The 24722-nt window shown below is 71.5% G+C and carries 27 protein-coding genes; 9 read left to right on the forward strand and 18 right to left on the reverse strand.

From position 1 onward, the window contains the following. Positions 1-55: 55 nt before the first annotated feature. The 4 genes from cysS to ACIGEZ_RS30930 all read right to left on the reverse strand — a co-directional run bounded on the left by cysS (position 56) and on the right by ACIGEZ_RS30930 (position 3629). Positions 56-1456 (reverse strand): cysteine--tRNA ligase, encoded by a 1401-nt coding sequence (gene cysS / locus ACIGEZ_RS30915; RefSeq protein WP_399837660.1) that lies wholly within the window; start codon positions 1454-1456, stop codon positions 56-58. Positions 1457-1584: 128 nt separating this feature from the next. Continuing rightward, positions 1585-2094, reverse strand: coding sequence for a 2-C-methyl-D-erythritol 2,4-cyclodiphosphate synthase (gene ispF / locus ACIGEZ_RS30920; RefSeq protein WP_399837665.1), 510 nt, complete (start codon positions 2092-2094; stop codon positions 1585-1587). Then, positions 2084-2842: a 2-C-methyl-D-erythritol 4-phosphate cytidylyltransferase gene (gene ispD, locus ACIGEZ_RS30925; RefSeq protein ID WP_399837668.1), complete on the reverse strand. Its 759-nt coding sequence runs from the start codon at positions 2840-2842 to the stop codon at positions 2084-2086. Before ispD ends, ispF begins: the two co-directional genes overlap by 11 nt. Positions 2843-3146: 304 nt before the next feature. Next, positions 3147-3629 carry a CarD family transcriptional regulator gene (locus tag ACIGEZ_RS30930; protein WP_003953493.1) on the reverse strand — a complete coding sequence of 161 codons (483 nt, stop codon included), beginning with the start codon at positions 3627-3629 and terminating at the stop codon, positions 3147-3149. 644 nt (positions 3630-4273) lie between these two features. Here ACIGEZ_RS30930 and ACIGEZ_RS30935 point away from each other — a divergent pair. Continuing rightward, positions 4274-4954, forward strand: coding sequence for a DUF461 domain-containing protein (locus ACIGEZ_RS30935; RefSeq protein WP_399837671.1), 681 nt, complete (start codon positions 4274-4276; stop codon positions 4952-4954). A 57-nt stretch (positions 4955-5011) separates the two neighbouring features. On the opposite strand, the gene ACIGEZ_RS30940 is transcribed toward ACIGEZ_RS30935, so the two are convergent. Both ACIGEZ_RS30940 and ACIGEZ_RS30945 read right to left on the reverse strand, forming a co-directional pair. Beyond that, positions 5012-5692: a response regulator transcription factor gene (locus tag ACIGEZ_RS30940; RefSeq protein ID WP_015035162.1), complete on the reverse strand. Its 681-nt coding sequence runs from the start codon at positions 5690-5692 to the stop codon at positions 5012-5014. Continuing rightward, on the reverse strand, positions 5689-6972 hold the full coding sequence (locus ACIGEZ_RS30945; protein ID WP_399837673.1) for a sensor histidine kinase: 1284 nt from the start codon (positions 6970-6972) through the stop codon (positions 5689-5691). Before ACIGEZ_RS30945 ends, ACIGEZ_RS30940 begins: the two co-directional genes overlap by 4 nt. 279 nt (positions 6973-7251) lie before the next feature. On the opposite strand from ACIGEZ_RS30945, the gene phoU reads away from it, so the two are divergent. Then, a complete protein-coding gene (gene phoU / locus ACIGEZ_RS30950) occupies positions 7252-7932 on the forward strand; it encodes a phosphate signaling complex protein PhoU (RefSeq protein ID WP_399837676.1) in 681 nt (226 codons plus the stop codon). Positions 7933-8035: 103 nt separating this feature from the next. Then, positions 8036-8188 (forward strand): hypothetical protein, encoded by a 153-nt coding sequence (locus ACIGEZ_RS30955; protein WP_399837681.1) that lies wholly within the window; start codon positions 8036-8038, stop codon positions 8186-8188. A gap of 63 nt (positions 8189-8251) precedes the next feature. Here the strand turns inward: ACIGEZ_RS30955 and ACIGEZ_RS30960 are convergent, their stop codons facing one another. From ACIGEZ_RS30960 to ACIGEZ_RS30970, 3 genes are all read right to left on the reverse strand, one after another. Next, a complete protein-coding gene (locus ACIGEZ_RS30960; RefSeq protein ID WP_399837684.1) occupies positions 8252-8722 on the reverse strand; it encodes a GNAT family N-acetyltransferase in 471 nt (156 codons plus the stop codon). 199 nt (positions 8723-8921) lie between these two features. Further along, a complete protein-coding gene (locus ACIGEZ_RS30965) occupies positions 8922-9203 on the reverse strand; it encodes a hypothetical protein (protein ID WP_399837688.1) in 282 nt (93 codons plus the stop codon). Positions 9204-9216: 13 nt separating this feature from the next. Next, positions 9217-9975, reverse strand: coding sequence for a phosphoglyceromutase (locus ACIGEZ_RS30970; RefSeq protein WP_399837691.1), 759 nt, complete (start codon positions 9973-9975; stop codon positions 9217-9219). Positions 9976-10112: 137 nt separating this feature from the next. Here ACIGEZ_RS30970 and ACIGEZ_RS30975 point away from each other — a divergent pair, with 137 nt between their 5' ends. Further along, positions 10113-11468, forward strand: a complete 1356-nt coding sequence (locus tag ACIGEZ_RS30975) for an MDR family MFS transporter (protein WP_399837694.1) — start codon at positions 10113-10115, stop codon at positions 11466-11468. On the opposite strand, the gene ACIGEZ_RS30980 is transcribed toward ACIGEZ_RS30975, so the two are convergent. The 3 genes from ACIGEZ_RS30980 to mshA form a co-directional block, all read right to left on the reverse strand. Then, on the reverse strand, positions 11455-13098 hold the full coding sequence (locus ACIGEZ_RS30980) for a glycosyl hydrolase family 28-related protein (RefSeq protein ID WP_399837697.1): 1644 nt from the start codon (positions 13096-13098) through the stop codon (positions 11455-11457). The genes ACIGEZ_RS30975 and ACIGEZ_RS30980 overlap by 14 nt on opposite strands. A gap of 95 nt (positions 13099-13193) precedes the next feature. Then, positions 13194-13712 carry a YbjN domain-containing protein gene (locus ACIGEZ_RS30985; protein WP_399837701.1) on the reverse strand — a complete coding sequence of 173 codons (519 nt, stop codon included), beginning with the start codon at positions 13710-13712 and terminating at the stop codon, positions 13194-13196. Then, positions 13705-15063 carry a D-inositol-3-phosphate glycosyltransferase gene (gene mshA, locus ACIGEZ_RS30990; protein WP_399837704.1) on the reverse strand — a complete coding sequence of 453 codons (1359 nt, stop codon included), beginning with the start codon at positions 15061-15063 and terminating at the stop codon, positions 13705-13707. Before mshA ends, ACIGEZ_RS30985 begins: the two co-directional genes overlap by 8 nt. A 239-nt stretch (positions 15064-15302) precedes the next feature. On the opposite strand from mshA, the gene ACIGEZ_RS30995 reads away from it, so the two are divergent. The 3 genes from ACIGEZ_RS30995 to ACIGEZ_RS31005 all read left to right on the forward strand — a co-directional run bounded on the left by ACIGEZ_RS30995 (position 15303) and on the right by ACIGEZ_RS31005 (position 18872). Beyond that, positions 15303-16097, forward strand: coding sequence for a class I SAM-dependent methyltransferase (locus ACIGEZ_RS30995; protein WP_399837707.1), 795 nt, complete (start codon positions 15303-15305; stop codon positions 16095-16097). 253 nt (positions 16098-16350) lie between these two features. Then, positions 16351-17439 (forward strand): NlpC/P60 family protein, encoded by a 1089-nt coding sequence (locus ACIGEZ_RS31000; RefSeq protein WP_399837710.1) that lies wholly within the window; start codon positions 16351-16353, stop codon positions 17437-17439. Positions 17440-17636: 197 nt separating this feature from the next. After that, a complete protein-coding gene (locus ACIGEZ_RS31005; RefSeq protein ID WP_399837713.1) occupies positions 17637-18872 on the forward strand; it encodes a PP2C family protein-serine/threonine phosphatase in 1236 nt (411 codons plus the stop codon). Positions 18873-19041: 169 nt separating this feature from the next. Here the strand turns inward: ACIGEZ_RS31005 and ACIGEZ_RS31010 are convergent, their stop codons facing one another. From ACIGEZ_RS31010 to ACIGEZ_RS31025, 4 genes are all read right to left on the reverse strand, one after another. Continuing rightward, complete coding sequence (locus tag ACIGEZ_RS31010) at positions 19042-19380, reverse strand: DUF2516 family protein (protein WP_399837716.1); 339 nt, start codon at positions 19378-19380, stop codon at positions 19042-19044. A 99-nt stretch (positions 19381-19479) separates the two neighbouring features. Next, complete coding sequence (locus ACIGEZ_RS31015; protein WP_399837718.1) at positions 19480-20049, reverse strand: hypothetical protein; 570 nt, start codon at positions 20047-20049, stop codon at positions 19480-19482. A 22-nt stretch (positions 20050-20071) separates the two neighbouring features. Beyond that, complete coding sequence (locus ACIGEZ_RS31020; protein ID WP_399837721.1) at positions 20072-20479, reverse strand: helix-turn-helix domain-containing protein; 408 nt, start codon at positions 20477-20479, stop codon at positions 20072-20074. A 675-nt stretch (positions 20480-21154) separates the two neighbouring features. Next, positions 21155-21598 (reverse strand): RICIN domain-containing protein, encoded by a 444-nt coding sequence (locus ACIGEZ_RS31025; RefSeq protein ID WP_399837724.1) that lies wholly within the window; start codon positions 21596-21598, stop codon positions 21155-21157. A gap of 317 nt (positions 21599-21915) precedes the next feature. Here ACIGEZ_RS31025 and ACIGEZ_RS31030 point away from each other — a divergent pair, with 317 nt between their 5' ends. After that, positions 21916-22455 carry an ArsR/SmtB family transcription factor gene (locus tag ACIGEZ_RS31030; RefSeq protein WP_399837727.1) on the forward strand — a complete coding sequence of 180 codons (540 nt, stop codon included), beginning with the start codon at positions 21916-21918 and terminating at the stop codon, positions 22453-22455. A 17-nt stretch (positions 22456-22472) separates the two neighbouring features. Beyond that, complete coding sequence (locus ACIGEZ_RS31035; RefSeq protein WP_399837889.1) at positions 22473-23708, forward strand: MFS transporter; 1236 nt, start codon at positions 22473-22475, stop codon at positions 23706-23708. A 62-nt stretch (positions 23709-23770) separates the two neighbouring features. Here ACIGEZ_RS31035 and ACIGEZ_RS31040 read toward each other — a convergent pair whose 3' ends face one another. Both ACIGEZ_RS31040 and ACIGEZ_RS31045 read right to left on the reverse strand, forming a co-directional pair. Continuing rightward, a complete protein-coding gene (locus ACIGEZ_RS31040; RefSeq protein WP_399837730.1) occupies positions 23771-24130 on the reverse strand; it encodes a hypothetical protein in 360 nt (119 codons plus the stop codon). A 79-nt stretch (positions 24131-24209) separates the two neighbouring features. Beyond that, a complete protein-coding gene (locus tag ACIGEZ_RS31045; protein WP_399837733.1) occupies positions 24210-24710 on the reverse strand; it encodes an HAD domain-containing protein in 501 nt (166 codons plus the stop codon). Positions 24711-24722 lie beyond the last annotated feature (12 nt).

Here is a 24722-nt window from a genome sequence, read left to right on the forward strand (position 1 = left end):
AAGTCTCTAAGTGAAGTGTGCCGCCCGGGAGCCCGGACGGCACATCATCACTGGTCTAGCGGTTGCCGAGCGTCCAGCGGGGGCCGTCGGGGCTGTCCTCGATGGCGAGGCCGGAGCGGGTGAGCTGGTCGCGGATGGCGTCCGCGGTCGCCCAGTCCTTCCGCTCGCGGGCCGACTCGCGCTGCTCGAGCACCAGCCGTACGAGAGTGTCGACGGCGCCGTGGAGCTCCTCGCCGCCGCCCGTCTCCTCGGCCCAGTGCGGGTCGAGCGGGTCGAGGCCGAGGACGCCGAGCATGGCACGGACCTCGGCGAGGCGGGCGATGGCCTCGTCCTTGTCGTCGGCGGCGAGCGCGCTGTTGCCCTGGCGGACGGTGGTGTGGATGATCGCCAGCGCGTGCGGCACGCCCAGGTCGTCGTCCATGGCCTCGGCGAAGGCCGGCGGCACCTCGGCGGCGGGGGCGACGGGCGACCCGGCCTTCTCGGTGGCGCGCTGGACGAAGCCCTCGATACGCGCGAAGGCGGCCTCGGCCTCGCGCAGGGACTCCTCGCTGTACTCGATCATCGAGCGGTAGTGCGGGGTGCCCAGGTAGTAGCGCAGGACGATGGGGCGCCAGTTCTTCACCATCTCGGAGACGAGCACCGAGTTGCCGAGCGACTTCGACATCTTCTCGCCGCTCATGGTGACCCAGGCGTTGTGCACCCAGTACGAGGCGAAGTCGTCGCCGAAGGCCTTGGCCTGGGCGATCTCGTTCTCGTGGTGCGGGAAGATCAGGTCGAGGCCGCCGCCGTGGATGTCGAAGGCGGAGCCCAGGTACTTGTGGGCCATCGCCGAGCACTCCAGGTGCCAGCCGGGACGGCCGCGGCCCCACGGGGTCTCCCAGTCGGGCTCGCCCGGCTTGGTCGCCTTCCACATGGCGAAGTCGCGGGGGTCGCGCTTGCCGGTGATGCCCTCCTCGGAGGGCTGGCGCAGGTCGTCGATGTCCTGGTTGGACAGCTGCAGATAGCCGGGGAAGGAGCGCACGTCGAAGTAGACGCTGCCGTCGGCCTCGTAGGCGTGGCCGCGCTCGATGAGGCCGCGCATCATCTCGACCATCTCGGTGACGTGGCCGGTGGCGCGGGGCTCGTAGGTCGGCGGCAGGCAACCGAGGGCGTCGTAGCCGGAGTTGAAGGCGCGCTCGTTCTCGTAACCGATGGACCACCAGGGGCGGCCCTGGTCGGCACCCTTGGCGATGATCTTGTCGTCGATGTCGGTGACGTTGCGGATGAACGTGACGTCGTAGCCGCGGTAGTCGAACCAGCGGCGCATGATGTCGAAGTTCAGGCCCGAGCGGATGTGCCCGATGTGCGGGGCGGCCTGCACGGTCGCGCCACAGAGGTAGATCGAGACACAGCCCGGCGTGAGCGGGGTGAAGTCACGGATCTGCCGGGCGCTGGTGTCGTACAGGCGAATGGTCACCACTCCAGGGTAGTGGGCGGGTGGTAGTGCCCCGTGCCCGATTCCCGGCCACGGGGCGACTTTTTCCCGCTCTGTGACTGCTCTCTCGGCGCTGTCGAGCGGCGGTCCGGGGCCGAGCCGGTCCCGCTCTAGTGCTGTACGGGGTAGACGAGGGCGGTCGCGAGGGCGGCCAGGCCCTCGGCCCGGCCGGTGAGACCGAGGCCGTCGGTGGTGGTGCCGGAGACGGAGACGGGCGCGCCGGCCGCCTCGCTCAGCGCCTTCTGCGCCTCGTCGCGGCGCTTGCCGATCTTGGGGCGGACGCCGACGACCTGGACGGCGATGTTGCCGATCTCGTACCCCTCGGCGCGGACGATCCGGGCGGCCTCGGCGAGCAGCGTGACGCCGGAGGCACCGGACCACTCGGGGCGCGAGGTGCCGAAGTGGGCGCCGAGGTCGCCGATGCCGGCCGCGGAGAAGAGCGCGTCGCAGGCGGCGTGCGCGGCGACGTCACCGTCGGAGTGCCCGGCCAGGCCGTACCCGTCGCTGTCGGAGCCTTCCCAGAGCAGGCCGGCGCACCACAGCTCGCGGCCCTTCTCGAAGGCGTGGACGTCGGTGCCGATCCCGGTACGGGGGATCAGGGGGAGGCTGCTAGAAGCCATCGTTGGCCCTCCTGCGGGCGAGTACGGCCTCGGCGAGGACGAGGTCGAGCGGGCGGGTCACCTTGAAGGCCTCTTCGTGGCCGGGCACGACGACGACGGGCGCGCCGAGCTTCTCGACCATGCCGGCGTCGTCGGTCGCGCCCTCGCCGGTGAGGGCGACGGTGGCGTGGGCGTTGACGAGCGTGTCGCGGTCGAAGCCCTGCGGGGTCTGCACGGCGCGCAGGCGGGCCCGGATCGGGGTGGCGACGACCTGTTCGGGCTCGCCGGGCCGCTCGGCCGGCTCGACCTCCTTGACGGTGTCGGCGACGGGCAGCGCCGGGACGACGGCGACGGCTCCGTCGCGTACGGCCTCGATGACGGTGTCGACGGTGTCGACGGGGACGAGCGGGCGGGCCGCGTCGTGGACGAGGACGATGCCGATGTCCTCGGGGACGGCGTCGAGGCCGAGGCGGACGGACTCCTGGCGGGTGTCGCCGCCGGACACGACGACGTAGTCGGTGCGCTCGGGCAGGGCGTGGGCGTCGAGGAGGTTCTTGACCTCGGCGGCGCCGACAGCGCCGTCGGGGGGTGCCACCACGACGACGAGGGAGACGGCGCGGGAGGCGGCCATCGCCCGGACGGCGTGGATGAGCATGGGGGTGCCGTTCAGCGCGCGAAGCGCCTTGGGGGCGCCCGGGCCGAGGCGTACGCCCCGGCCGGCCGCGGGGATCACCACGGCGGTACGAGGAGGACGCGCTACGTCTGACATCGGTTGCACTCCGGCAGGTTTGTTTCCGCGGACGACGTGGGTATGGCGTCAGCAAGCTTGTTGCGACGCCTCGACCGGGCCCTTTCCGTGACGACGGTCGAGGCGTCGCCATGCGAGCCGCTGCCGGAAGCCGTGAGCCGCAGCGACGGACAGGGTCGGGGTCGGGTCAGGTCGGGTCTCAGGGGGTCGGAGAAAGAGAGACGAACATGCCGCAGTGCCCGGCGACGGCACTGTGGAATCGTGGGATTCACAGCGCGTCAGCGGGCACCGCGGCATTGTGCTGGCATGGCGTGGACGCCAGGCGTCAGGACGCGAGCACCTCGTCGAGGAGTGCCTCGGCCTTGTCCTCGTTCGTGTTCTCCGCGAGCGCCAGCTCGCTCACCAGGATCTGGCGAGCCTTGGCGAGCATGCGCTTCTCGCCGGCGGAGAGTCCGCGCTCGCGCTCACGACGCCACAGGTCGCGCACCACTTCGGCGACCTTGATGACATCGCCAGAAGCGAGCTTTTCCAGATTTGCCTTGTAGCGACGAGACCAGTTCGTCGGCTCCTCGGCGTACGGTGCGCGAAGCACCTCGAAGACCCGGTCCAGCCCATCCTGACCGACCACATCGCGAACACCGACGAACTCCGCATTGTCCGCCGGCACACGAACCGTCAGGTCGCCCTGGGCGACCTTGAGCACCAAGTAGGTCTTGTCCACGCCTTTGATCTGGCGAGTTTCGATGGCCTCGATCAGCGCGGCCCCGTGATGGGGATAGACCACGGTGTCGCCAACCTTGAACGTCATGTGACAGGTACCCCTTCCGTGGCTATCCAGGGTAACACGGATACGGCTTCTTCTGAATGGCGTTTTCGCAGGTCAGGGCATATCTCGGGGCTTGACAACAGCGCCGCGAACGTGCTGCGGCGGGCTTCCGGAAGGCGGTATTCGCAGGTCGGAGCCGCTGCGCGGACGGAGAGAAACGCGCACGTTACACCTGTCCGGACGCCCTCGACAGAGGGTCGATGTCCCGGTTTGCCGGGTTCGGTGTGGCCCTCTTCACGTACTCCGTTCGAGGATCGGCCACCCGTACGGATGCATCCAGGGTACTCAACCGAACGAATCCCGAAATTGATCACCGGACGGGCCGGCCGGCGTTTTTCGGCGGAATGCTCGGGCGCCACCGAATTGATCACGGCGCTTATGTGAACGGCGGGTCAATGGAACGTGATGCACTGGCGTGATCCGGCCTGACGGCGCGTTCCCGACGTCACGGGAGCGTGGCTGCGCGGAGCCGGGACAGAGAGCGCGGGACCACGGCGTGTCCGGCGGATACGTCCCAGGGGGCGGGTCGGGTGCGGGACGGAGAGTGCAGCTCGGTAACCTAAGCCCGCTGACGCACATTTAGCTGGTCCTTAGCCTGTCCGTACGTCCTAGGAGTTGCCGCCGCCGTGAGCCGCAGCCTTCGACGCGGCGCCCTCGCCGCTACCGCTCTCGTGATCTCCATCGCCTCGCTGTCCGCCTGTGGTGCGGGCAACGACGCACAGACGCTCGAAGTCCGGCCGGACAACGCCGCCGTCACGGTGGACGACATCAAGATCCAGAACGCGCTCGTGATCACCCAGCCCGAGGCGGGCGTGGTCGGTCCGGCCGTCGTCTCGGCCACCGTCTTCAACAACGGCCTGGTCCGGCAGACCCTCGACTCGATCACCCTGCCGGGCACGGTCGGAACGGTGAAGCTCAAGGCGGCCGAGGGCGCGGGCCCGATCGTCGTCCCCGCCGGCGGCTCCGTGGTCATCGGCGGCAAGGGCAACGCCTCCGCCACGATCGAGGGCGGCCTCAGGACCGCGAAGAACGGCGACGCTCAGAAGGTCGTCTTCAAGCTGAGCAGGACCGGCGACGTCGCGCTGAGCGCGTTCGTCGTCCCGGCGACCAGCTACTTCTCGGAGTACGGCCCGACCGAGATCCCGAAGCCGCCGGCCGCCACGCCGACCACCGGCGCCCCGGCCACCCCGGCGGGCGAGGCCGGCCACGGCTCCACCCCCACGGGCACGGCCACCCCGGCCGGCACGGCCACCCCCACGGGCGCGGCCACCCCGACCGGCGAGGCGAGCCACGCCGCCGGCCACTGAGCCACACGTGAAGAGGGGCGCCCCCACCTGGGGGCGCCCCTCTTCACGTTCGCCGGTCTACGGCTCGAACTTGTAGCCCAGACCGCGCACCGTCACCAGGTACCGCGGCGCACCCGGGTCGGGCTCGATCTTCGCCCGGAGGCGCTTCACGTGGACGTCGAGGGTCTTGGTGTCGCCCACGTAGTCGGCGCCCCACACCCGGTCGATGAGCTGCATACGGGTCAGCACACGGCCCGCGTTGCGCAGCAGCATCTCCAGGAGGTCGAACTCCTTCAGCGGCAGGTCGACCTTGCCGCCCGCGACGGTGACCACGTGCCGGTCGACGTCCATGCGGACCGGTCCGGCCTCCAGGGCCGCGGGGGTGACCTCCTCCGGCTCACCGCGGCGGCGCAGGACCGCCCGGATGCGGGCGACCAGCTCCCGCGAGGAGAAGGGCTTCGTCACGTAGTCGTCGGCTCCTATCTCCAGGCCGACGACCTTGTCGATCTCGCTGTCCTTGGCGGTCACCATGATGACCGGGACGTTCGAGCGGCCGCGCAGCTGGCGGCACACCTCGGTGCCGGGCAGGCCGGGCAGCATCAGGTCGAGGAGGACGAGGTCCGCCCCGTTGCGCTCGAACTCGTCGAGGCCGTCGGGGCCGGTCGCCGCTACGGCGACCTCGAAGCCTTCCTTGCGGAGCATGTACGACAGGGCGTCGCTGAAGGATTCCTCATCCTCGACGACAAGCACTCGGGTCACGGAAGGACCTCCGGGGCGGGGAGCGGTTCGGTCATGAGATCGGGGGTGTTCGAGGCGGGCTCGGAGGACCGGCGGTCCCGTACGGCGCCCGCCTCGGGCAGCCGCAGGGTGAAGGTGGATCCCTGGCCTTCGGTGCTCCACACCGTGACCTCGCCGCCGTGCGAGGCGGCCACGTGCTTGACGATGGCCAGGCCGAGCCCCGTACCGCCGGTGGCACGGGAGCGGGCGGGGTCGACACGGTAGAAGCGCTCGAAGATGCGCTCCTTGTCCTTCTCCGGGATGCCGATGCCCTGGTCGGTCACGGCTATCTCGATCATGTCGCCGCCGGGTGCCGCGACGCGGCGGGCGGCGATGCCCACCCTGGTGCGGGCCGGCGAGTAGTTGACGGCGTTCTCGACGAGGTTGCCGAGGGCTGCGGCCAGCTGGCCGCGGCTGCCCCAGACGTGCAGGTCGGTGCCGCCGTCCCGACGCCCGTTGCCGGCCTGGTCGAGGCCGTCGGGCGCCCATACGTTGGAGGCCATGGTGATCTGCTTGGTGGACGCGGTGTGCCGGGAGCGGTCGATCGCCTCGGCGACCAGTTCGTCCACCCGTACCGGCTCGGAGTCCTCCAGCGGGTCGTCGTTCTGCACCCGGGAGAGGTCGATGAGCTCCTGCACGAGGTTGGTGAGCCGGGTCGCCTCGATCTGCATGCGGCCGGCGAAGCGGGTGACCGCCTCGGGGTCGTCCGAGGCGTCCATGACGGCCTCGGAGAGCAGGGAGAGGGCGCCGGTCGGGGTCTTGAGCTCGTGGCTCACGTTGGCGACGAAGTCGCGCCGTACCGCTTCGATACGACGGGCCTCGGTCAGGTCCTCGACGAGCAGCAGCACGAGCCGCGACCCCAGCGGGGCGACCCGGGCCGAGACCGCGAGGGCCTCGACACGGCCGGTGCCGCGCCGGGGCAGGTCGAGCTCGACCTGCCGTATCTCGCCGTCGCGGCGGGTGTCGCGGGCCATGTTGAGCATGGGCTCGACGGCCAGCTTCCCGCCCCGGACCAGGCCGAGAGCGTACGCCGCCGAGCTGGCCTTGACCACGGAGTCGCTCTCGTCGAGGACGACCGCGGAGGAGCGCAGCACGGACAGCACGGTGTCGACACCGGGCGGGAGCACGGCGTCGGTGTGCAGGGAGGTTCGGGTGGGTCGCGCCTGGTCGCGTTCGCTCCAGCGGAACGCCAGCATGGCGATCACGCCGGTGCACACCCCGGCGATAGCGGCCAATGCGGCGACCGCCGCGTTCACGTCCATGGCATCAAGGTTATGCGGGACGGCTGACACTCTCCCAGCCGTCCGGGTCCCTGCTCGAACAGTCGTCGCCCAGAGTTCACCATGGGGACTATGCGGGTTCACTTGGCCTGGGAGGGACCGCGGCGTACGTCGCCAGGAGTTCACCTGAGGGAAAGTGCCGGTTCATGTGAGGGGTCGGATCCGGACGCGTACGGGGTCGACCGTGGGACCGTGGGGGTCCGAGCCCCACCGGAATCACCGGAACCAGGACCCCGAGGCTCTGCGTAGAGAGGGACATCGATGCGGGACGCGTACCACGAGGAACTTGACTCGATCGGCGAGGGCCTGGTCGAGATGGCCCGCCTGGTCGGGTCGGCCATCGGGCGCGCCACGACGGCGATGCTGGACGCCGACCTGAAGCTCGCGGAGAGCGTGATCGCCGCGGACCAGAAGGTCGACGACCTCCAGCACGACCTGGAGGCGCGGGCGATCGCACTGCTCGCCCGGCAGCAGCCGGTGGCGACGGACCTGCGGATAGTCGTGACCTCGCTGCGCATGAGCGCCGACCTGGAGCGCTCGGGCGACCTCGCCCAGCACGTGGCGAAGCTGGCCCGGCTGCGCTTCCCGGACCGCGCGGTGCCGAACGACCTGCACGCGACGATCCTGCAGATGGGACACCTGGCGCAGCGCCTGATGGCGAAGGCTGCGGAGGTCATCATCACCAAGGACGTGGATCTGGCGATGCAGCTGGAGCAGGACGACGACGAGATGGACCTGCTGCACCGCACGCTCTTCCAGCACCTGATGGACGACCGCTGGAGCCACGGCATCGAGACGGCCGTCGACGTGACGCTGCTCGGCCGCTACTACGAGCGGTTCGCCGACCACGCGGTGTCGGTGGCCAAGCGCGTCGTCTACCTGGTGACGGGTGAGCACGCCGACGAGCTTCAGCCGTCGGAGGCTCCGGTCGAGGGCGCGTAAGCCTTACGGAGCGGGGGCTCGCACACCAGTGCGCCGTTGATGCGCCCTCGTGGGTGGGCATGCAATGGGGGAGGCGAGGTACGCCTTCCAGGGAGGGACCCCCATGGCCGAATCCGCTCCGACCACCGACCCCCAGCAGGAGACCCCGCGCGACCCGGTGTTCCTGCCCGTCCTCGGCGCCTGCGGCTGCGGCTCGGGCTGCGGCTGCGGCTGCCAGTCCGGCGGGCCGTGCCAGTGCGGGGGCTGCTCGGGCTAGCCACGATGCGTGGTGGGCCCCGCTTCAAGGCGGGGCCCGCACTGCCCGCCGCCAGGCACCCCCCTAGGCGAGGTCCAGGACGCCGACGGTCTGCGCGCCGGCGGTCTCGCCGGTCGGGCGGAAGCCGAGCCTGGCGTAGAACTCGCCGGGCCCCTGCTCCCCCGGCTCCCAGCTCACGTACATGCGCCGCGCCCCGCGCCGCACCAGCTCCTCGCGTACGGCCTCGACGGCGAACCGCCCGTACCCCTTGCCCTGGTGCGCGGCCCCGATGTTCAGCCGCCACAGGCCGCTGCGCCGGTCCGCCGGGTCCTTCTCCGGGTTCCACTGGATGTCGAGGAAGGCCATCAGGAAGCCGACGAGCTCGTCCCCGTCGACGATCAGCCGCGGCCAGGCGGTCTCGCCGTACGCGTACGCCTCGGCGAGGGAGCGGACGACGGGGGCGACGTTCTTCGCCTGGTGGGGGTGGACGCCCAGTTCGAGGGCGGCGTCGACGTTGGCGGGGGTGACCTGCTCAAGGCGCAGTGGCGTGCTCATGGCCTGGACCGTAGTGATTCGGCTTGATCATCGCGCGCCAATATCGGGGCGGGCCAGGTCACGAGCACGCCTGTGAGGACTTCCGATGCCGGTCCACCCCGCCACCGCCGCCGTGCTGACGCGGTTCGTCACCCCGGAGCAGGTCACCCCCGCCCTTCATGGGGAGCTGGTCGACTGCTCATCCGCGTCTGCTGACGCCTCACTGACCGGTGAAGAACACCGACCGGAGCTTCAGCCGGTCCGCGGCCGGGTTGCCGTGTGACCGGAGGGTCCAGGAGTCCCCGGTGCAGTCGGGCTCGGTGAAGACGATCACCCACGTGTCGGTGTCGTTGTGCGGCGCGAAGGCCGGCTCGGACCAGCCCGGGTCCGCGACCTCGGGAAGAGTGGTGCAGCCGGGGCTCTCCGGGTCATGGCGGGTGGCGTTCTGAGGGCACGAAGAAGCCCCCGCCCGGCCGGGGACCGGCAGGACGGGGGCTCTCACGTCGTCGTCAGGGCTACTTCTTGCCCTGGTTCTTCACGGCCTCGATGGCGGCCGCCGCGGCGTCCGGGTCGAGGTAGGTGCCGCCCGGGGTGAGGGGCTTGAAGTCGGCGTCGAGTTCGTAGGCGAGGGGGATGCCCGTCGGGATGTTGAGGCCCGCGATGGCCTCGTCCGAGATGCCGTCGAGGTGCTTGACCAGGGCGCGCAGGCTGTTGCCGTGGGCGGCGACCAGGACCGTGTGGCCGTCCAGGAGGTCCGGGACGATGCCGTCGTACCAGTACGGCAGCATGCGGTCGACGACGTCCTTCAGGCACTCCGTGCGGGGGCGGAGCTCCGGCGGGATGGTCGCGTAGCGCGGGTCGGCCGACTGGGAGAACTCCGTGCCGTCCTCGAGCGGCGGCGGCGGGGTGTCGTACGAGCGGCGCCACAGCATGAACTGCTCCTCGCCGAACTCCGCGAGGGTCTGCGCCTTGTCCTTGCCCTGCAGCGCACCGTAGTGGCGCTCGTTCAGGCGCCAGGAGCGGTGGACCGGGATCCAGTGACGGTCGGCGGCCTCGAGGGCGAGCTGCGCCGTGCGGATGGCGCGCTTCTGCAGCGAGGTGTGCAGTACGTCGGGGAGCAGGCCGGCGTCCTTCAGCAGCTCACCGCCGCGGACCGCCTCCTTCTCGCCCTTCTCGGTGAGGTTGACGTCCACCCAGCCGGTGAACAGGTTCTTCGCGTTCCACTCGCTCTCGCCGTGGCGGAGGAGGATCAGCTTGTACGGTGCGTCGGCCATGGGTCCGAGCCTAAACGACGGTCGACGATTGACGTGCACCGTCAATTCGCTGGCGTCCGGCGTATGAGATGCGTAAGTTACGAGAGCCGCAAGAGGGACTTACACAGGACTGACACACGCCAGGGGGCCGGCCACACATGTCCATCGACTCACTCAGACGATCAGCACGCGCCACCGTATCGGGGCTCCCGGGGGGCTTCTGGTGGCTCTGGCTGTCGACCCTGGTCAACCGCACCGGCGCCTTCGTCCTGACGTTCCTCTCCCTCTACCTCACCCAGGAGCTCGGCCACTCCGCCTGGTTCGCCGGACTCGTCGTCGCCCTGCACGGCCTCGGCGGCGTCGCCGGCTCCCCGCTCGGCGGCGCGCTCACCGACCGCTGGGGCCGCCGCCCCACCATGGTCACCATGCACCTGGCGGCCGCCACCTGCGCCCTGCTCCTCGCCGTCGTCACCAGCACCTGGGGCGTCGCCGTCGTCGTCCTCCTCATGGGCGTCGCCATGCAGGCCGTCCGCCCCTCCATCAACGCCACCATCGCCGACCTCGTCCCCGACCACGAGGTCCGCCGCGCCTACGCCCTCAACTACTGGGCCCTCAACCTCGGCTTCGCCATCGCCGCCATCGGCGGCGGCGCCGCGATCGTCCTCGGCTACCGCACGCTCTTCGTCGTCGACGCCGCCGCCACCGCGCTCTGCGCCCTCATCGTCTTCCTCCGCCTGCCCGAGACCCGGCCCGAGGCCAAGGCCGACCAGCAGACCGGCGAGGCCGTCGCCGAGGAGAAGGTCAGCGTCCTGACCGTCCTGCGCGACGCGCCCTTCCGGACCCTGGTGACGCTCAACCTGCTGGTCTGCCTCGTGTTCACCGCTCCCTGGATCGGCCTGCCGCTCACGATGGCCGGCGAGGGCCTCGCACCCTCCGCCTACGGTGTCGTCATCGCCGTCAACGGCATCGTCATCGTCGCCTTCCAGCTGCTCGTCAACAAGGTGACGGACAAGCGCTCCCCGGCGATGCTGCTCACCGTCTCCTCCCTCCTCTTCGCCGTCGGCACCGGCGCCACGGCCCTGGCCGGCTCCTCCCTCGCGTTCGCCGCCACCGTCGTCGTCTGGACGATCGGCGAGATGGTCCACGTCCCCACCAACGCCGCCGCCACCGCCCGGCTCGCCCCGGAGCACGCCCGCGGCCGCTACCAGGGCGTGATGGGCATGTCCTGGGCGGTGGCCGGATTCGTCGCGCCGATCCTGGCCGGCTGGGTCGTCGACGGGCCCGGGCCTAACGTCCTGTGGATCGCCTGCGCCGTCCTCGGCGCCCTCGCCGCCGTCGGCTACCAGACCCGGCTGCGGAAGGCCCTCGCGGACGAGCCCGTCGCCGAGGAGCCGCCCGTCGCCTCGGCCGGCACCGCCGTCACCGTCACCGGCTCCGGCTCCGGCTCCGGCTCCGGCTCCGGCTCCGAGGATGCCCTTCCCGTGGCCGCCGACGACAAGGTCAGCTCCTCCTGAGCGACCTCTGCGCCTCGTAGAGATTCCGGGGGCGTACGGTGCCGGGCGCGCCGTACGCCTCCAGTCGTGCGTGCAGCTCCCCCGCGAAGTCCGGCACGTCGACCTGGTCGAACTCCCGCACCTCGCTGATGCCGACCGTCGCGCTGTACGGGGCGACCGTGTCCAGCCTCACCAGGCCGGCCCGGCCGTTGGTCACCGTCACGTTCCAGTGCGCGAACCTGGCCCCGTAGAGCGGGCCCGCCGAGGCGTCGCCGCCGTGGCGGCCGTCGTTCTCGACCGTGATCTCGGTGCGGACGTTGGCGAAGGGCATGCCGCGGTGGGTGTCGAAGGTGCCCGTCTCCATCACCCCGCGCGACCACACGTTGTGGCTCGACAGGCCCTCGACGTTGATGCCGTGCAGCTGGGTGCCGGCCGGGGCGGGGACGGTACGGGCCGCGACGCGGAAGTCCTCGACCAGGTTGTCGTGCGCCCCCTCCCGGCAGAAGTACGGGTGGTGCGAGCCGCGCCCCTCCACGCGCGTACGGCGCAGCGTGCAGGCGGATGCGGCGACCAGGCCGAAGCCGTTGTCGACGTGGCGCACGACGACGTCCTCGGCCCAGCAGTCGTACGCGCACTGGAAGGTGACGCCGTTGTAGCCCTTGTCGAGGAGGTGCGGGGCCTGGGGAGTCTCCACCGCCTCCAGGGTCAGGCCCACCACCCCCGAGCCGGTCAGCGGTGCGACCCCTGACACGAGCCGGGGGTCCCACTCGGGGCGCACGTCGAGGGGCAGGGGGCGTTCGAGGCGGACGCGACGGCCCTCGACCCGCGTGATCCTCACGGGCCATTCGTAGGGGACGTACGAGGTCAGCTTGGTCTTGTCGTCCCAGGTGTACGCCTCCGGGCCCGGGCCGCCGCCCGCCATGTGCTCCAGGAGGCTGTGCGCGGGGTCGTCGGCGAGCCGGAGCACGACGAACTGCCCCCGGGTCAGGCCGGAAGGGTCCTCGACCGTGACCGTGCGGTCGCCGCGGCGGGCCGGGCGCAGTGCGGTCAGGGTGCGCCACTCGTCGCGCCGGTTGCCGGTCCAGCCCTCGAAGGGCCAGGCCCGCTCCCGTATCGCGGCCACGAGCGAGGCGTGGCGGGCGCGCGGGCTGAGCCAGATCAGGCCGCCGGCCCAGGACCAGGAGGACTTGTCGCCGCCGTAGCGGGACCCGTAGGGGCCGATCAGCTCGGTGAGGCTGCGGGTCGCGCGGAGCGTCGTACGGCCGGAGCCGGCGCCGCGCAGGACGACGCCGCTTTCGGCGATGTGGACGTAGCCGTCGATCCGGTACGTGCCGGGCGGGACGAGGACGGTGCCGCCGCCCCGTTTCCCGGCCGCCGCGAGGGCGCGGTTGACGGCGGGGGCGGAGTCGGCCGATCCGTCGGGGGTGGCCCCGTAGGCGAGGACGTTCGCGACGACGGGCGGGGCGGGGAGGCGGCGCGCGCCGCGGTGGGCGCCGGCGGAACCCACGTAGGGGATCTGCGGGTGGGTGTAGGGGGCGTCCGCGTACTCCTCCCAGAGGGGAGTGGACGCCCGGCCGGGGGTGAATCCGGTGGTGGCGGCCGCTGTCACGATCGCCGCGCCGCCGACGAACTGCCTTCTGCTGAGTGCCATCCCCGAAACCTTTCATGTATATGAACGGCGTTCAGATCCATGCCGGGCGTGAGCATGGCACTCCACGGCCCTTGCGGGAAGGGGGTGAGTGAAGGTCAGTTCGCGGGCTTCTGGGTCAGGTTCTTGAACGCGTCGAGGTTGCGGGTCGACTCCCCGCGCGACACCCGCCACGCGTACTCCCGCCGGATCGCCGTCGCGAAGCCCAGCTCGAGGAGCGTGTTGAAGTCGCCGTCGGCCGCCTCCAGGACGGACCCGAGGAGCCGGTCCAGCTCCTCCGGCGTGACCGCGGCCAGCGGCAGCTTGCCGGCCAGGTAGATGTCGCCGAGGCCGTCGATCGCGTAACTCACCCCGTACAGCTTGAGGTTGCGCTCGAGGAGCCAGCGGTGGACGCCCGGCTCGTTCTCGTCGGGGTGGCGGATGACGAAGGCGTTGAGGGAGAGCGAGTGGCGCCCGAGGCGCAGCGAGAGCGTCGTGAAGAGCTTGCGCGTGCCCGGGAGCTTGACGACGTAGGAGCCCGGTTCGGGGGACTCCCACTCCAGTTCTGCGTCCTTGAACGTGTCCTCGACGACCCGGCGTACGTCCGCAGCCTCAGTCCCCGCCTCTGCCTCAGCCATGGTGGGAGCGTACGCGACGGCGGTGCTCGCGCAGCCGGTGGTCGTGCATGGCGGCCGTGTAGACGTCCGCCGTCCCCGCGGCGGCCGTGTCCCAGCCGAAGGACTCGGCGTGCCGGGCCGCCGCCGCGCCCATGGTCGCGCTCAGCTGCGGGTCGGCGACGAACCGCCCGAGCGCGCGGGCGTAGTCCGCCGGGTCGTGGCCCTGGACGAGGAAGCCGGTGACGTCGTCCCGTACGGCCACGGGAAGACCGCCCACCGCCGCCGCCACGACCGGGGTGCCGGCCGCCTGCGCCTCTATGGCGACCAGGCCGAAGGACTCGCTGTACGAGGGCATGACGAGCACGCTGGCCGCGCGGAACCAGTCCGCGAGCCGGTCCTGCCCGACCGGCGGGTGGAAGCGGACGACATCGGCGATGCCCAGCTTGGCGGCGAGCTTCTGCAGCCCCTCCGGCTTGGCGAGGCCGCTGCCGCTCGGGCCGCCGACCACCGGCACCACCATCCGCGAGCGCAGCGACGGGTCGCGGTCCAGGAGCAGGGCGGCGGCGCGCAGCAGGATGTCCGGGGCCTTCAACGGCTGGATCCGGCCGGCGAAGACCGGCACGAACGCGTCCTGCGGCAGCCCGAGCCGGGCCCGGGCGGCGGCGCGGCCGTCGGCGGGGCGGAAGTGGTCGAGGTTCACGCCCGGGTGGACGACGGCGATCTTGGCGGGGTCGGCGTCGTAGAAGCGGGCGAGCTCGTCCGCCTCCTCCGCGGTGTTGGCGATCAGCCGGTCGGCGGCCGAGACGATCTGGGTCTCGCCGATCACCCGGGCCGCGGGCTCGGGGGTGTCGCCGTCGGCGAGCGCCGCGTTCTTGACCTTGGCCATGGTGTGCATGGTGTGGACGAGCGGCACGCCCCAGCGCTCGGCGGCGAGCCAGCCGACGTGGCCGGAGAGCCAGTAGTGGGAGTGGACCAGGTCGTAGTGGCCCGACCGGTGGCCCGCCCAGGCCTGCATCACGCCGTGCGTGAAGGCGCACAGCTGGGCCGGCAGCTCCTCCTTGGCGAGCCCCTCGTAGGGGCCGGCGTCCACATGCCGTACGAGCACGCCGGGCGCGAGCTCGACGACCGGGGCGAGGCCGCCGGTGGTGGCCCGGGTGAAGATCTCGACCTCGATGTTGATCGCGGCGAGGCGTCGGGCCAGCTCGACGATGTAGACGTTCATGCCGCCGGCGTCGCCGGTGCCCGGCTGGTGCAGGGGGGAGGTGTGCACGCTGAGCATGGCCACGCGGCGCGGGGTGCGGTGCCGGCCGGGAAGCCGGAGCCGGGGCGGCGCCGCCAGGGTGCCGGCGAACCGGGACACGTACTGGCTCACGTCGGCGGTCCTTCCGCTGTCGGGCATGGCAGAGGGAGGGCGAATCTCACCCACCAGCCGCCACAACACCGGAATGCCCCCTTTCATTTCCTCCGGGTCATCCGTTTTGCCAAGTCATTACGGTGACACCGGCGGGTCGCGCCCCTCACCTGGCCCCTCACCTGGCCCCTCGCCTGGCCCTTGCCCGGCCCCTTACGGCCCCGCACCTGCCCCCATAAGGCACCCCTTACGCTCGTTTCATGGCCCCCCGCACCCCCCGCCCCGTCGGCACGATCACCCGCGGGACCACCAACCCCAACCGGTTGCGCCGCCAGGACCGCTGGATCGCCGCCGTGCACGGCCCGGCCCTGCGCCGCAGCCCCGCACCCCCGCTCGCCGTCGACCTCGGTTACGGCGCCGCGCCCTGGACCGCGGTCGAGCTCCTGGAGCGGCTGCGCACCGCCGACCCCCGCACCACCGTCGTCGGCATCGAGATCGAGCCGGCCCGGGTCGCCGCGGCGCAGCCGTACGAGCGCGAGGGCCTCACCTTCCGGCACGGCGGCTTCGAGGTGCCGGTGCCCGGCGAGGTCGCGCTGATCCGGGCCGCGAACGTGCTGCGTCAGTACGACGAGGCCGAGGTCGCCGCCGTGTGGCAGGGGCTGTGCGCGCGGCTCGCGCCCGGCGGGCTGCTCGTGGAGGGGACCTGCGACGAGATCGGCCGGCGGCACGTGTGGGTCGCGCTCGACCGGAGCGGGCCGCGCACGGTGACCTTCGCCACCCGGCTCGGCTCGCTCGACCGGCCCTCGGACCTCGCGGAGCGGCTCCCGAAGGCGCTGATCCACCGGAACGTTCCGGGCGAACCGGTGCACAGCTTCCTGCGGGACTTCGACCGGGCCTGGGCGGCGGCCGCCCCGTACGCCTCGCTGGGCGCCCGGCAGCGCTGGATCCGCTCCGTCCGCGACCTGGCGGCGGACTGGCCCCTGACGGACGGTCCGCGGCGGTGGCGCCAGGGCGAGGTGACGGTGCGGTGGGAGGCGTTGGCGCCACGCGGGTGACGGCAGTCGTGTCGCGCGCCTCCCGGCGGCTCCCCGCCCGCCGCCCGCCGGCTTCCGGCCGAGTTCCTGAACTCCCCCTGAATTTCTCCCGTATCGGGAACGCGGCAGGCGAAACACTCGTCACCCCTGGGGGGATGTGACCCGACAGGCCCAGCTTGCCCCTGTCGTTTTCGTGCCTCGCATGGCACTATCGCCAAGGTCACGAACAAGTTACTGACGGTAAATCAGAAGTGGGTCGCCAGAGGGGGAGCCTGTGAACCGACGCCGCCGTGCCAAAGCCGCGATCATCGTGGCCTGCGCCCTGACGGTGCTGGCATCACCCGCACTCACCCTCCAGGCCTCCGCCGCCCCACTGCCCCCGCCGGCCCAGCCGGCCGCGCCGACCGCGCCGGCCGCACCCGCCCAGCCGAAGAAGACCCTCGAAGAGGTCCGCCAGGAGATAGAGGCCCTCTACCGCCAGGCCGCCGTCGCCACCGACGCGTACAACCTGGCCGAGGAGAAGGCCAAGGAGCAGTCCGACGAGATCGTGAAGCTCGCCCGGATGATCGTCGAGGGCCGCGAGAAGATCGACGACCTCAAGGCGAGGGCGGGCGCCGCGGCCCGGGCCCAGTACCGCAACGGCGGGCTGCCGGACGGCGCCCAGTTCGTGCTGACCGACGACCCCCAGCTGTTCCTGGACAACGCCGGCCGGCTCAAGGAAGGCCACAAGGCCACCAAGGACCTGCTCGGCGAGATGACCCGTACGCAGGCCGAGCTGACCACGTACGCCAAGGACGCCAGCATCAACTGGACCAAGCTGGAGGCCAACCGGGTCAAGCAGGCCAAGGCGAAGAAGGAGATCAACGACAAGATCGCCGCGGCCAGGAAGCTGGAGTCCGAACTCGCCGCCGAGGAGCGGGCCCGGCTGCTGCGCCTCGAGCAGCAGGCGCAGTACCGCGCGCAGACCGCCTGGCTCGACACCGGCGTCCTCAAGGGCCTGAGCGGCAAGGCGACGCCGGCCGGCAAGCGGGCGGTGGAGTTCGCGACGCAGCAGATCGGCAAGCCGTACGTGTGGGGGGCCGAGGGCCCGGGCTCGTACGACTGCTCGGGGCTGACCCAGACCGCGTGGGCGTCGGCGGGGCACACCATCCCGCGCACCTCGCAGGAGCAGTGGCGCCTGCTTCCGCGCGTGGACATCAAGGACATGCGGCCGGGCGACCTGATCGTCTACTTCAAGGACGCCAGTCATATCGGGATGTACGTCGGAAACGGGGCGATCGTGCACGCGCCGCGGCCGGGACGGAACGTGACGATCGCGGGCGCCGGCTCGATGGAGATCCTCGGAGTCGTCCGCCCGGAGTGACGTTCGCCTGGCGTGACGCACGTCCCGAGTGACGTTCGTCATCGCCTCCGGGTCGCCAGGGAGGCGGCTACCTCCCCTTCCGCGGCATATGCCAGTGCCCGGATCCCGATCAGAGTGTGATCACCGTTCCGCTGCGGCGCGCGGTACCGCTATGGTCGGTCCCCGGCCCTCGGGGGGAGGGAAGGAAACCCAGACCGATGCCCGTACCCGTACCGCGTCAGAGAATCGATTCTCTCGCGGCGCCCGGCACCGCCACCGATCTCACGCTCCTGGTCGTCGAGGACGACCCGGCGGGCGCCCTCGCCGTACCCGAACTGCTCGACGCGGCCGGCACCCGGCTCCGCATCCGCACCGCCCGCAACCTCACCGAGGCCGAGCGGCTGCTCACCGACGACGTGCACTGCGTCCTCGTCGACCTCGCCCTGCCCGTACCGCGCACGGCCGACGACGACCCGCTCGCGCCGCTCCGGCACATCCTGCGGCTCGCGCCGCGCCACGCCGTCCTCGCGCTCGCCGCCTCCGCGGACGCCGAACTCGCGGCCGAGGCGGTGCGGGTCGGGGCGCAGGACCACCTCTTCCGCGAGGAGCTCGACGGGCGGGTGCTCAGCCGGGCGATCCGTTACGCCGTCGAGCGCAAGCGGGCCGACGTGGTGCAGGTCAAGCTCGCCGAGTCGCGGCTGCGCGCCCAGGAGAACGCCCGCCTGGAGCGCGGACTGCTCCCGACGCCGCTCCTGGAGGGCTCCGACCTGCGGTTCGCCGCGCGCTACCGGCCGGGCCGGTCCCGGGCGCTGCTCGGCGGCGACTTCTACGACACCGTCCGTACGCCCGACGGCACCGTTCACGCGATGATCGGCGACGTCTGCGGGCACGGCCCCGACGAGGCCGCCCTCGGCGTGGAGCTGCGAATCGCCTGGCGGGCGCTGACCTTCGCCGGGCTGTGCGGGGACGAGCTGCTCTCCACCCTCCAGCAGGTCCTGGAGCACGAGCGGGAGAGCGACGAGATCTTCGCGACCCTGTGCACGGTCGACATCGCTCCCGACGGCCGCCGGGCCGGGCTGTGCCTGGCCGGCCACCCCTCGCCGCTGATCGCCCGGCACGGCCGGGCCGCACAGCTCCTGCCGTACGAGGACAGCGGCCCGGCCCTCGGCCTGCTGCCGCGCGCCCGCTGGCCGCGCCGGCAGGTGGAGCTGGGCGCGACCTGGAGCCTGCTGATGTACACCGACGGCCTGATCGAGGGCCGCTCGGCGGGCCCTGGCTCGCCGCGGCTCGGCCAGGACGGGATGGTCGAGATGATCAACCGGCAGCTGGCGGAGGGCCTGCGGGGCGAGGAACTGCTCGACGCGGCGGTGACGGAGGTGCGCTCGCTGAACGGCGGCGAACTGACGGACGACGTGGCGGTCCTGGCCCTGGAACGGGACAGGGCCAGGGGCTGACCTTGGAACGGGGCACGGTCCACGGCTGGCCTTGGAACGGGACACGGTCCACGGCTCGCCTTGGACGGGACACGGTCCACGGCTGACCGGCCTTGAAAACGGACAGGGCCCGGGGCTGACCCCGGACCCTGTGTCGCTCGCTGTGTCGCTCGCTCTGGCTGCCGTCTCTCTACCGGCCGCCGTTGTACGGACCGTAGGGCCCGTCGCTGCTGGATCCCCCGCGGCGGCCGCCGCCTCCGGAGACCTCGCGGAGGGCGGGGCGCACGTCGACCATGAAGACGATGGCGGCGATGAGCCCGGCGATCTGGAGGAAGAGCATCGGAAGCAGCAGGTTGAGCAGGAGGTTGATGCCCAGCAGGATCAGCCAGAACTTCTTGGTCTGCTTTTCGGCTGCCCGGTACGCGTCCTCACGCGCCATGGCGGCGAAGACGAGCGCGGCGACGGCGAAGCCGATGAAGACCAGCCCGACCACCAGCCACAGAATCGAGTCGAATCCGTCGCGCAACATGCTGAGCACCGCCTAGGTGAGTGGTAGAGAGCGCCTCGCGGCCAAGGTACCCGTTACAACGCTCCGGACACCGGGTTTGGTGCCCGGTACCCGACTGGACTACTTCGAGGCGCCTTCGGCTGCGGCCTTCTTGGCGGGGGCCTTGCGGGGGGCCGGCTTGCGGGCGGCGGGCTTGGGCACGACGGCCTCTTCGGGGGCCTCGTCGGCCTCCGCCTTCGCCTCGCTCTTCGCCTCGGCCTTCGCCTGGGCCTTGGCCTCCGGCTCCGGGTCGGGCTCGACGACGACGGCGATCTCGGTGATCTCCTCGGCGACCTCGCCGCGCCAGGCCCTCACGGTCTCCTCGCCGTGCGCGGCGAGCTCCTCGTACTTCTCACGCGCCTTGACCGCGTACTCGGCGGCGACCCCGACCCCGCGCAGGGCGAGGTCCTGGGCCTGCTCGCCCAGCTTCTTCAGGTCGGTGTCGAGCCCGCCGACGAGCTCGGCGAACTTCGCCTGCGCCTTCTCCTGCACCGCCTTCGGGTCCGTGCTCCGCACGGCCTCGATCCGCGAGGGCGCCTCGGCGGCGATCTGCTCGATCAGCCCGGGCACCTTCTTGGCCTGCTGCACGGCGAGGTCGGCGGTGCCGGCGGCGAAGTAGAGGGGGGTACGCAGTTCGTCGATGATGGCCATGGTCGTGGTCCTCCCAGAGGTTCTACGTCTCGGTGGGCTGCGGCTGCCCGGTGGGCGGCACGCTCGCGCTCTCGGCGGCGCTTTCGGCGGCGTTCTCCTTGCGGAAGGAGTCGTAGATCTGGAGCAGCACCTGCTTCTGCCGCTCGTTGATCGAGGGATCGGCCAGGATGACGGCGCGCGTCTCCAGCTCCTCCCGCTCCTTCTCGTCGAGGATCCCGGCGCGCACGTACAGCGTCTCGGCGGAGATCCGCAGGGCCTTCGCGACCTGCTGCAACACCTCGGCACTCGGCTTGCGCAGCCCCCGCTCGATCTGACTCAGATACGGATTCGACACCCCCGCGGCCTCGGCGAGCTGCCGCAGCGACAACTGCGCGGTGCGCCGCTGTTCACGGAGGTACTCACCAAGATTGCCGACGTTGAGCGATGCCATGCCTCCGACCATGCCAGCCCGTGCTAACTATTGCAAGCAGGCGCTTGCAATAGTTCCGTCAGCTACGCCGCGAAGTGTGACTGCTCGCGATAGTGCCGCCTACGGAGGTCCCGGCGACGTATACGGGACCACGTGGCTGACGTGGGCTGAGCTGGCCAACGCCGACTGGCAGGAGACAGACCCCTCCGGCACGCGAAGCCGCGCCTCGGCCGCAGGGACCGGTAGCGGCTGGGGCCGAGTGTGGAGCGTCATGCGCCTACTCAGCGAAGTCCACGGTGCCGAGAACGTACGTCTCGTCGTCTGGTTCTACTGACCCAACGCAACCGCCGAGCGCCCACCTTGGCCGTTGATGGCAACCACGGCACGTGGCTCGGTGTGCGCGAACCAGCCGACCGGTGTCAGTGGCGCCACGTACGGTCTGCGCATGATTGATCAGTGGGCAGAAGTGCGGGAACGCGGCGCGGCGTTGGGCGCTCAGCCGGCGAGCGGTGGCTTGCGGCTTTGTTCACGACTCTCGGTTCTGGCACAGCCTCTGTGGACCTGGCGCGGAGTGGCAGGTCGGCCGGCTACGTAGCGCGGATGGGTCCGTGGTCAGGGCGCTGTGCCTCCTGGCCACGGACGCCACCTCACGAATCCGTCAGCCGAGAAGGCAGTGGGTGTCGAACAGTGCCCGCGCTACCACTGCTGGTTGGGCTGGCCGGTGCAGTCCCACTGCCGGACCGGGGCGCCGTTGTCCGTCCGCCAGTCCGCGACCTCAAGACACTTGCCGCTGTGCCTGTTGATAAGCGCATTCCTGGAGCCCGAGAGCACGAACGCCCATTCCTGGTTGGGCCGGCCGGTGCAGTCCCACTGCCGGACCGGGGCGCCGTTGTCCGTCCGCCAGTCCGCGACCTCAAGACACTTACCGCTGTGCTGATTCTGGAGCATCGCGTCGTCGTTGGAATTCCAGTCGATCCAGTACCAGCCTTGATTGGGCTGGCCGGTGCAGTCCCACTGCCGGGCCGGGGCGCCGTTGTCCGTCCGCCAGTCCGCGACCTCGAGACACTTGCCGCTGTAACCGTTGTGGAAGGTCCACACCATCGCTGCGGATGCGGGCGAGGACGGCAGACACAGGGCCATGGCAGCGCCCGCCACCGCTACCCCAACAGCTCTGCGTCCCCTACGGATGATGCTGTTTCTCATGGAGATCCCCCTAAGACGAGGCCGGTGCTCGCGGTTCGAGACAGTACCTGAACGAACCTTAACTTGATCATGCTCTCCTGTTGCGGCTGCGCTCGACCCCAGAAGTCGAGCCAGAGCCCGACTCTCGACAGCGTTTGTTCAGCAGCTCGGGAGGCACCCGGATCGGTCAACGGCCTTTGTTCACAAGGACGGGAGGCACCCGGCCGTATGGAATCCCCTTGCGCAATGGTCAAGAACTGTTGACCATTGGGCGCATGGCTACCGATGATCTTCCCGAGACGCTTCACGTCACCACTGACGACCAGCTGCGCGCGGTCTCCAATCTCACGCGGCACCGGATCATGGCCGTGCTCCGCTTCGAGCCGGCGACGATTACGCAGATCGCCGAGCGGGTCGGCCTCGCGAAGGGGAGTTCCAGCTATCACGTGCGGCTGCTCGAGCGCGCCGGCCTGGTGAAGGTGGTGCGGACGCGGAAGGTGCGTGGGGTCACCGAGCGGTACTACGCGATGACCGCGCGGTCGATCGTGCTGCCGGATCCGGGCGAGGGAGGGCCGGATGTGCTGATGCGGCATGCGGTGGCGGACCTGGAGGCAGCGCCGGTGGATGGCGAGCGGCACGTACGGATGGCGCATCTGCGGCTCACCGGGGAGCAGTTCGCGGAGCTGGGGGCGCGGCTGCAGGCACTGGCGGACGAGTATCGGGAGCTGTCCGATCCGTCGCTGCCGGATGCCTCGCTCGTCTTCGCACTGTTCCACCCGACCCCGCGCGAGCGGGCCGAAGGGGACGCCAAGTGAACTGGGACATAAGGAAGTTGCCCGCCGGGTTCGGCCGGCTGTGGACCGCGCAGACGGTGTCCTCGCTCGGTGACGGGGTGATGCATGCCGCGCTGCCGCTGCTCGCGCTGACGTTGACACGGGATCCGATGGCGCTCGCCGTCGTCACGGCCGCCGGAACGCTGCCATGGCTGCTCTTCGGGGTGATCGGCGGTGCGCTGGTGGACCGCTGGGACCGCCGGCGCACCATGTGGGTCGCGGACGCGGCGCGTGCGGTGCTGCTCGCGATACCGGCGGCGGCCGCCGCCCTCGACGTTCTGAGCATTCCGCTGCTCGCGGCCGTCGCCTTCCTGCTGGGCCTCGGCGGACTCTTCTTCGACACGGCCGCCACGGCCTATCTGCCGGACCTGCTCGATCGCGACCCCGCACTCCTGGAGCGCGCCAACTCCCGCCTGCGCGGCGCCCAGACCGCCATGTCCGGCTTCGCGGGGCCGCCCGCGGGCAGTGCGCTGCTCGCGCTCGGGCGGGCGCTTCCGCTGCTCGCCGACGCGGTGTCGTTCGCGCTCTCCGCACTGCTCGTACGGTCGCTGCCCGCCGCGCCCCAGCCCCTGCCGGAGGCCCGAGAGTCGCTGCTCCGGCAGGCGCGGGCCGGCGCCTCGTACGTCTTCCGGGATCGGTTGCTGCTCGGGCTCGCGCTCCGTCCAGCGGTCGGGAACGTCGCCTTCCTCGCCGTGGAGACCGTACTCGCCCTCTTCGCGCACGAACGTCTCGGCATCGACACCTTCGGCTTCGGCCTGCTGCTCACGGCGGAGGCCACCGGTGGCCTGCTCGGCGCGGGCATCGCCTCCTTCCTCGGCCGACGACTCGGCACCGGCACCGCGCTGACCTGCACGGCCACGGTCGAAGGACTTGCCATCCTGAGCCTTGCCGCCGCCCCGAACCCCTACGTCGCCGGCCTCGCGCTCGCCGTCTGCGGAGCGGGCATGGGCGCCACGATGGTGCTCGGTCCCTCCCTCCGCCAGGCGATCGTCCCCGCCCACCTGATGGGCCGGGTCGCCTCCACCTCCCGCATGCTCGCCATGTGCGCCGCCCCGTTCGGTGCCTTCCTCGGCGGCTGGCTGGCCACCACGTACGACGTACGCACCCCGCTCTACGCCGCCGCCGGCCTCCTCCTCACCATGACCGCCGTCACGGCGACCATGACCGGCAACCGCCGGGTCGAGGCGGCGCTGCGTGGCGCTGCCGCGGCCGCCGCTCCCGTGCGTCCTCACTAGGTGCTGAGGCGCGAGGTTGGTCCGCCGTTCGTGGGACGACAGCCGGCGGTACGGGTCAGGGCTCAGCGGGTGGCGACCTGGGCCCAGATCGACAGGCCGATCGCGACCGGGCAGGTCACGGCGCCGGTGAGGAGGGCGCGGCGCGGGACGGTGCGGCGGCGGACGGCGGGGGTGCAGAACAGGGCGGTCGGCACGGCCGCGGTGACGAGACCGGCCACGAGCCACGGAAGGACGAAGTCCCCGACCGGCTCCCCCTCGGACGCCGTCCACATCGCCACGAAGGCCACCAGGAACCCGAGCCCCGTCACCAGCGCCAGGACAACCGCCCACAGAACACCCGCGAGCACGGCGACACCGGTCTCCCGGGGCCGGACCACCGGACGGCCGGGCCCGTAGAGCGGCGGCTGGGCATCGGGACGCATCGTCTGCTCCTTCGGGCGGATGGCGGTGTGACGCCCCATCATCGGCCGCGCCACACCCGGACGACCTGAGTGCGCCTGCTCAACTCCGCCCGGCGACGTACTCAGCCGACCACTCCCCGACCGCCGTGAAGTCCGCCTCCGCAAGCCCCCGCCGCGGGTCCACCCGGCGGAGCAGGGTCGGGGCCGGGTGATGGGCGGCGGTCCAGGCGCGGTCGGCCGCGGTGATCTCGTCGTCCAGCCAGACGTACGGGCGGTCGCCCGCCCACGCCGACAGGGTGCGGGTCTTCCAGTGCAGCCCGGCCCGCGTGTCCCCACCGGACTCCTCGTCCGGCCAGTCGACCACCGGCAGGCGCGGCAGGCCGAGCCGCGGCGCGAGCACGTCGTTCGCGTCGGACATCCACGTGGTGGCCCAGACAAGCTCGCAGCCCAGCGCCATGAGGCGCGGGCCGAGACCCGGGTCGAGGCGGGAGAGGAGCGGGTGGGCGCCGGGCGGGGTGGGGTCGCCGTACGTCGGGTAGGGCGCCGTTCCGCCGAAGGGAATCAGGGGGCCGTCGACGTCCACGAAGAGGAGGGGGCGCATGGCCCCAGCCTC

This window comes from Streptomyces sp. NPDC085481, assembly GCF_044541845.1.
Taxonomy (GTDB): domain Bacteria; phylum Actinomycetota; class Actinomycetes; order Streptomycetales; family Streptomycetaceae; genus Streptomyces.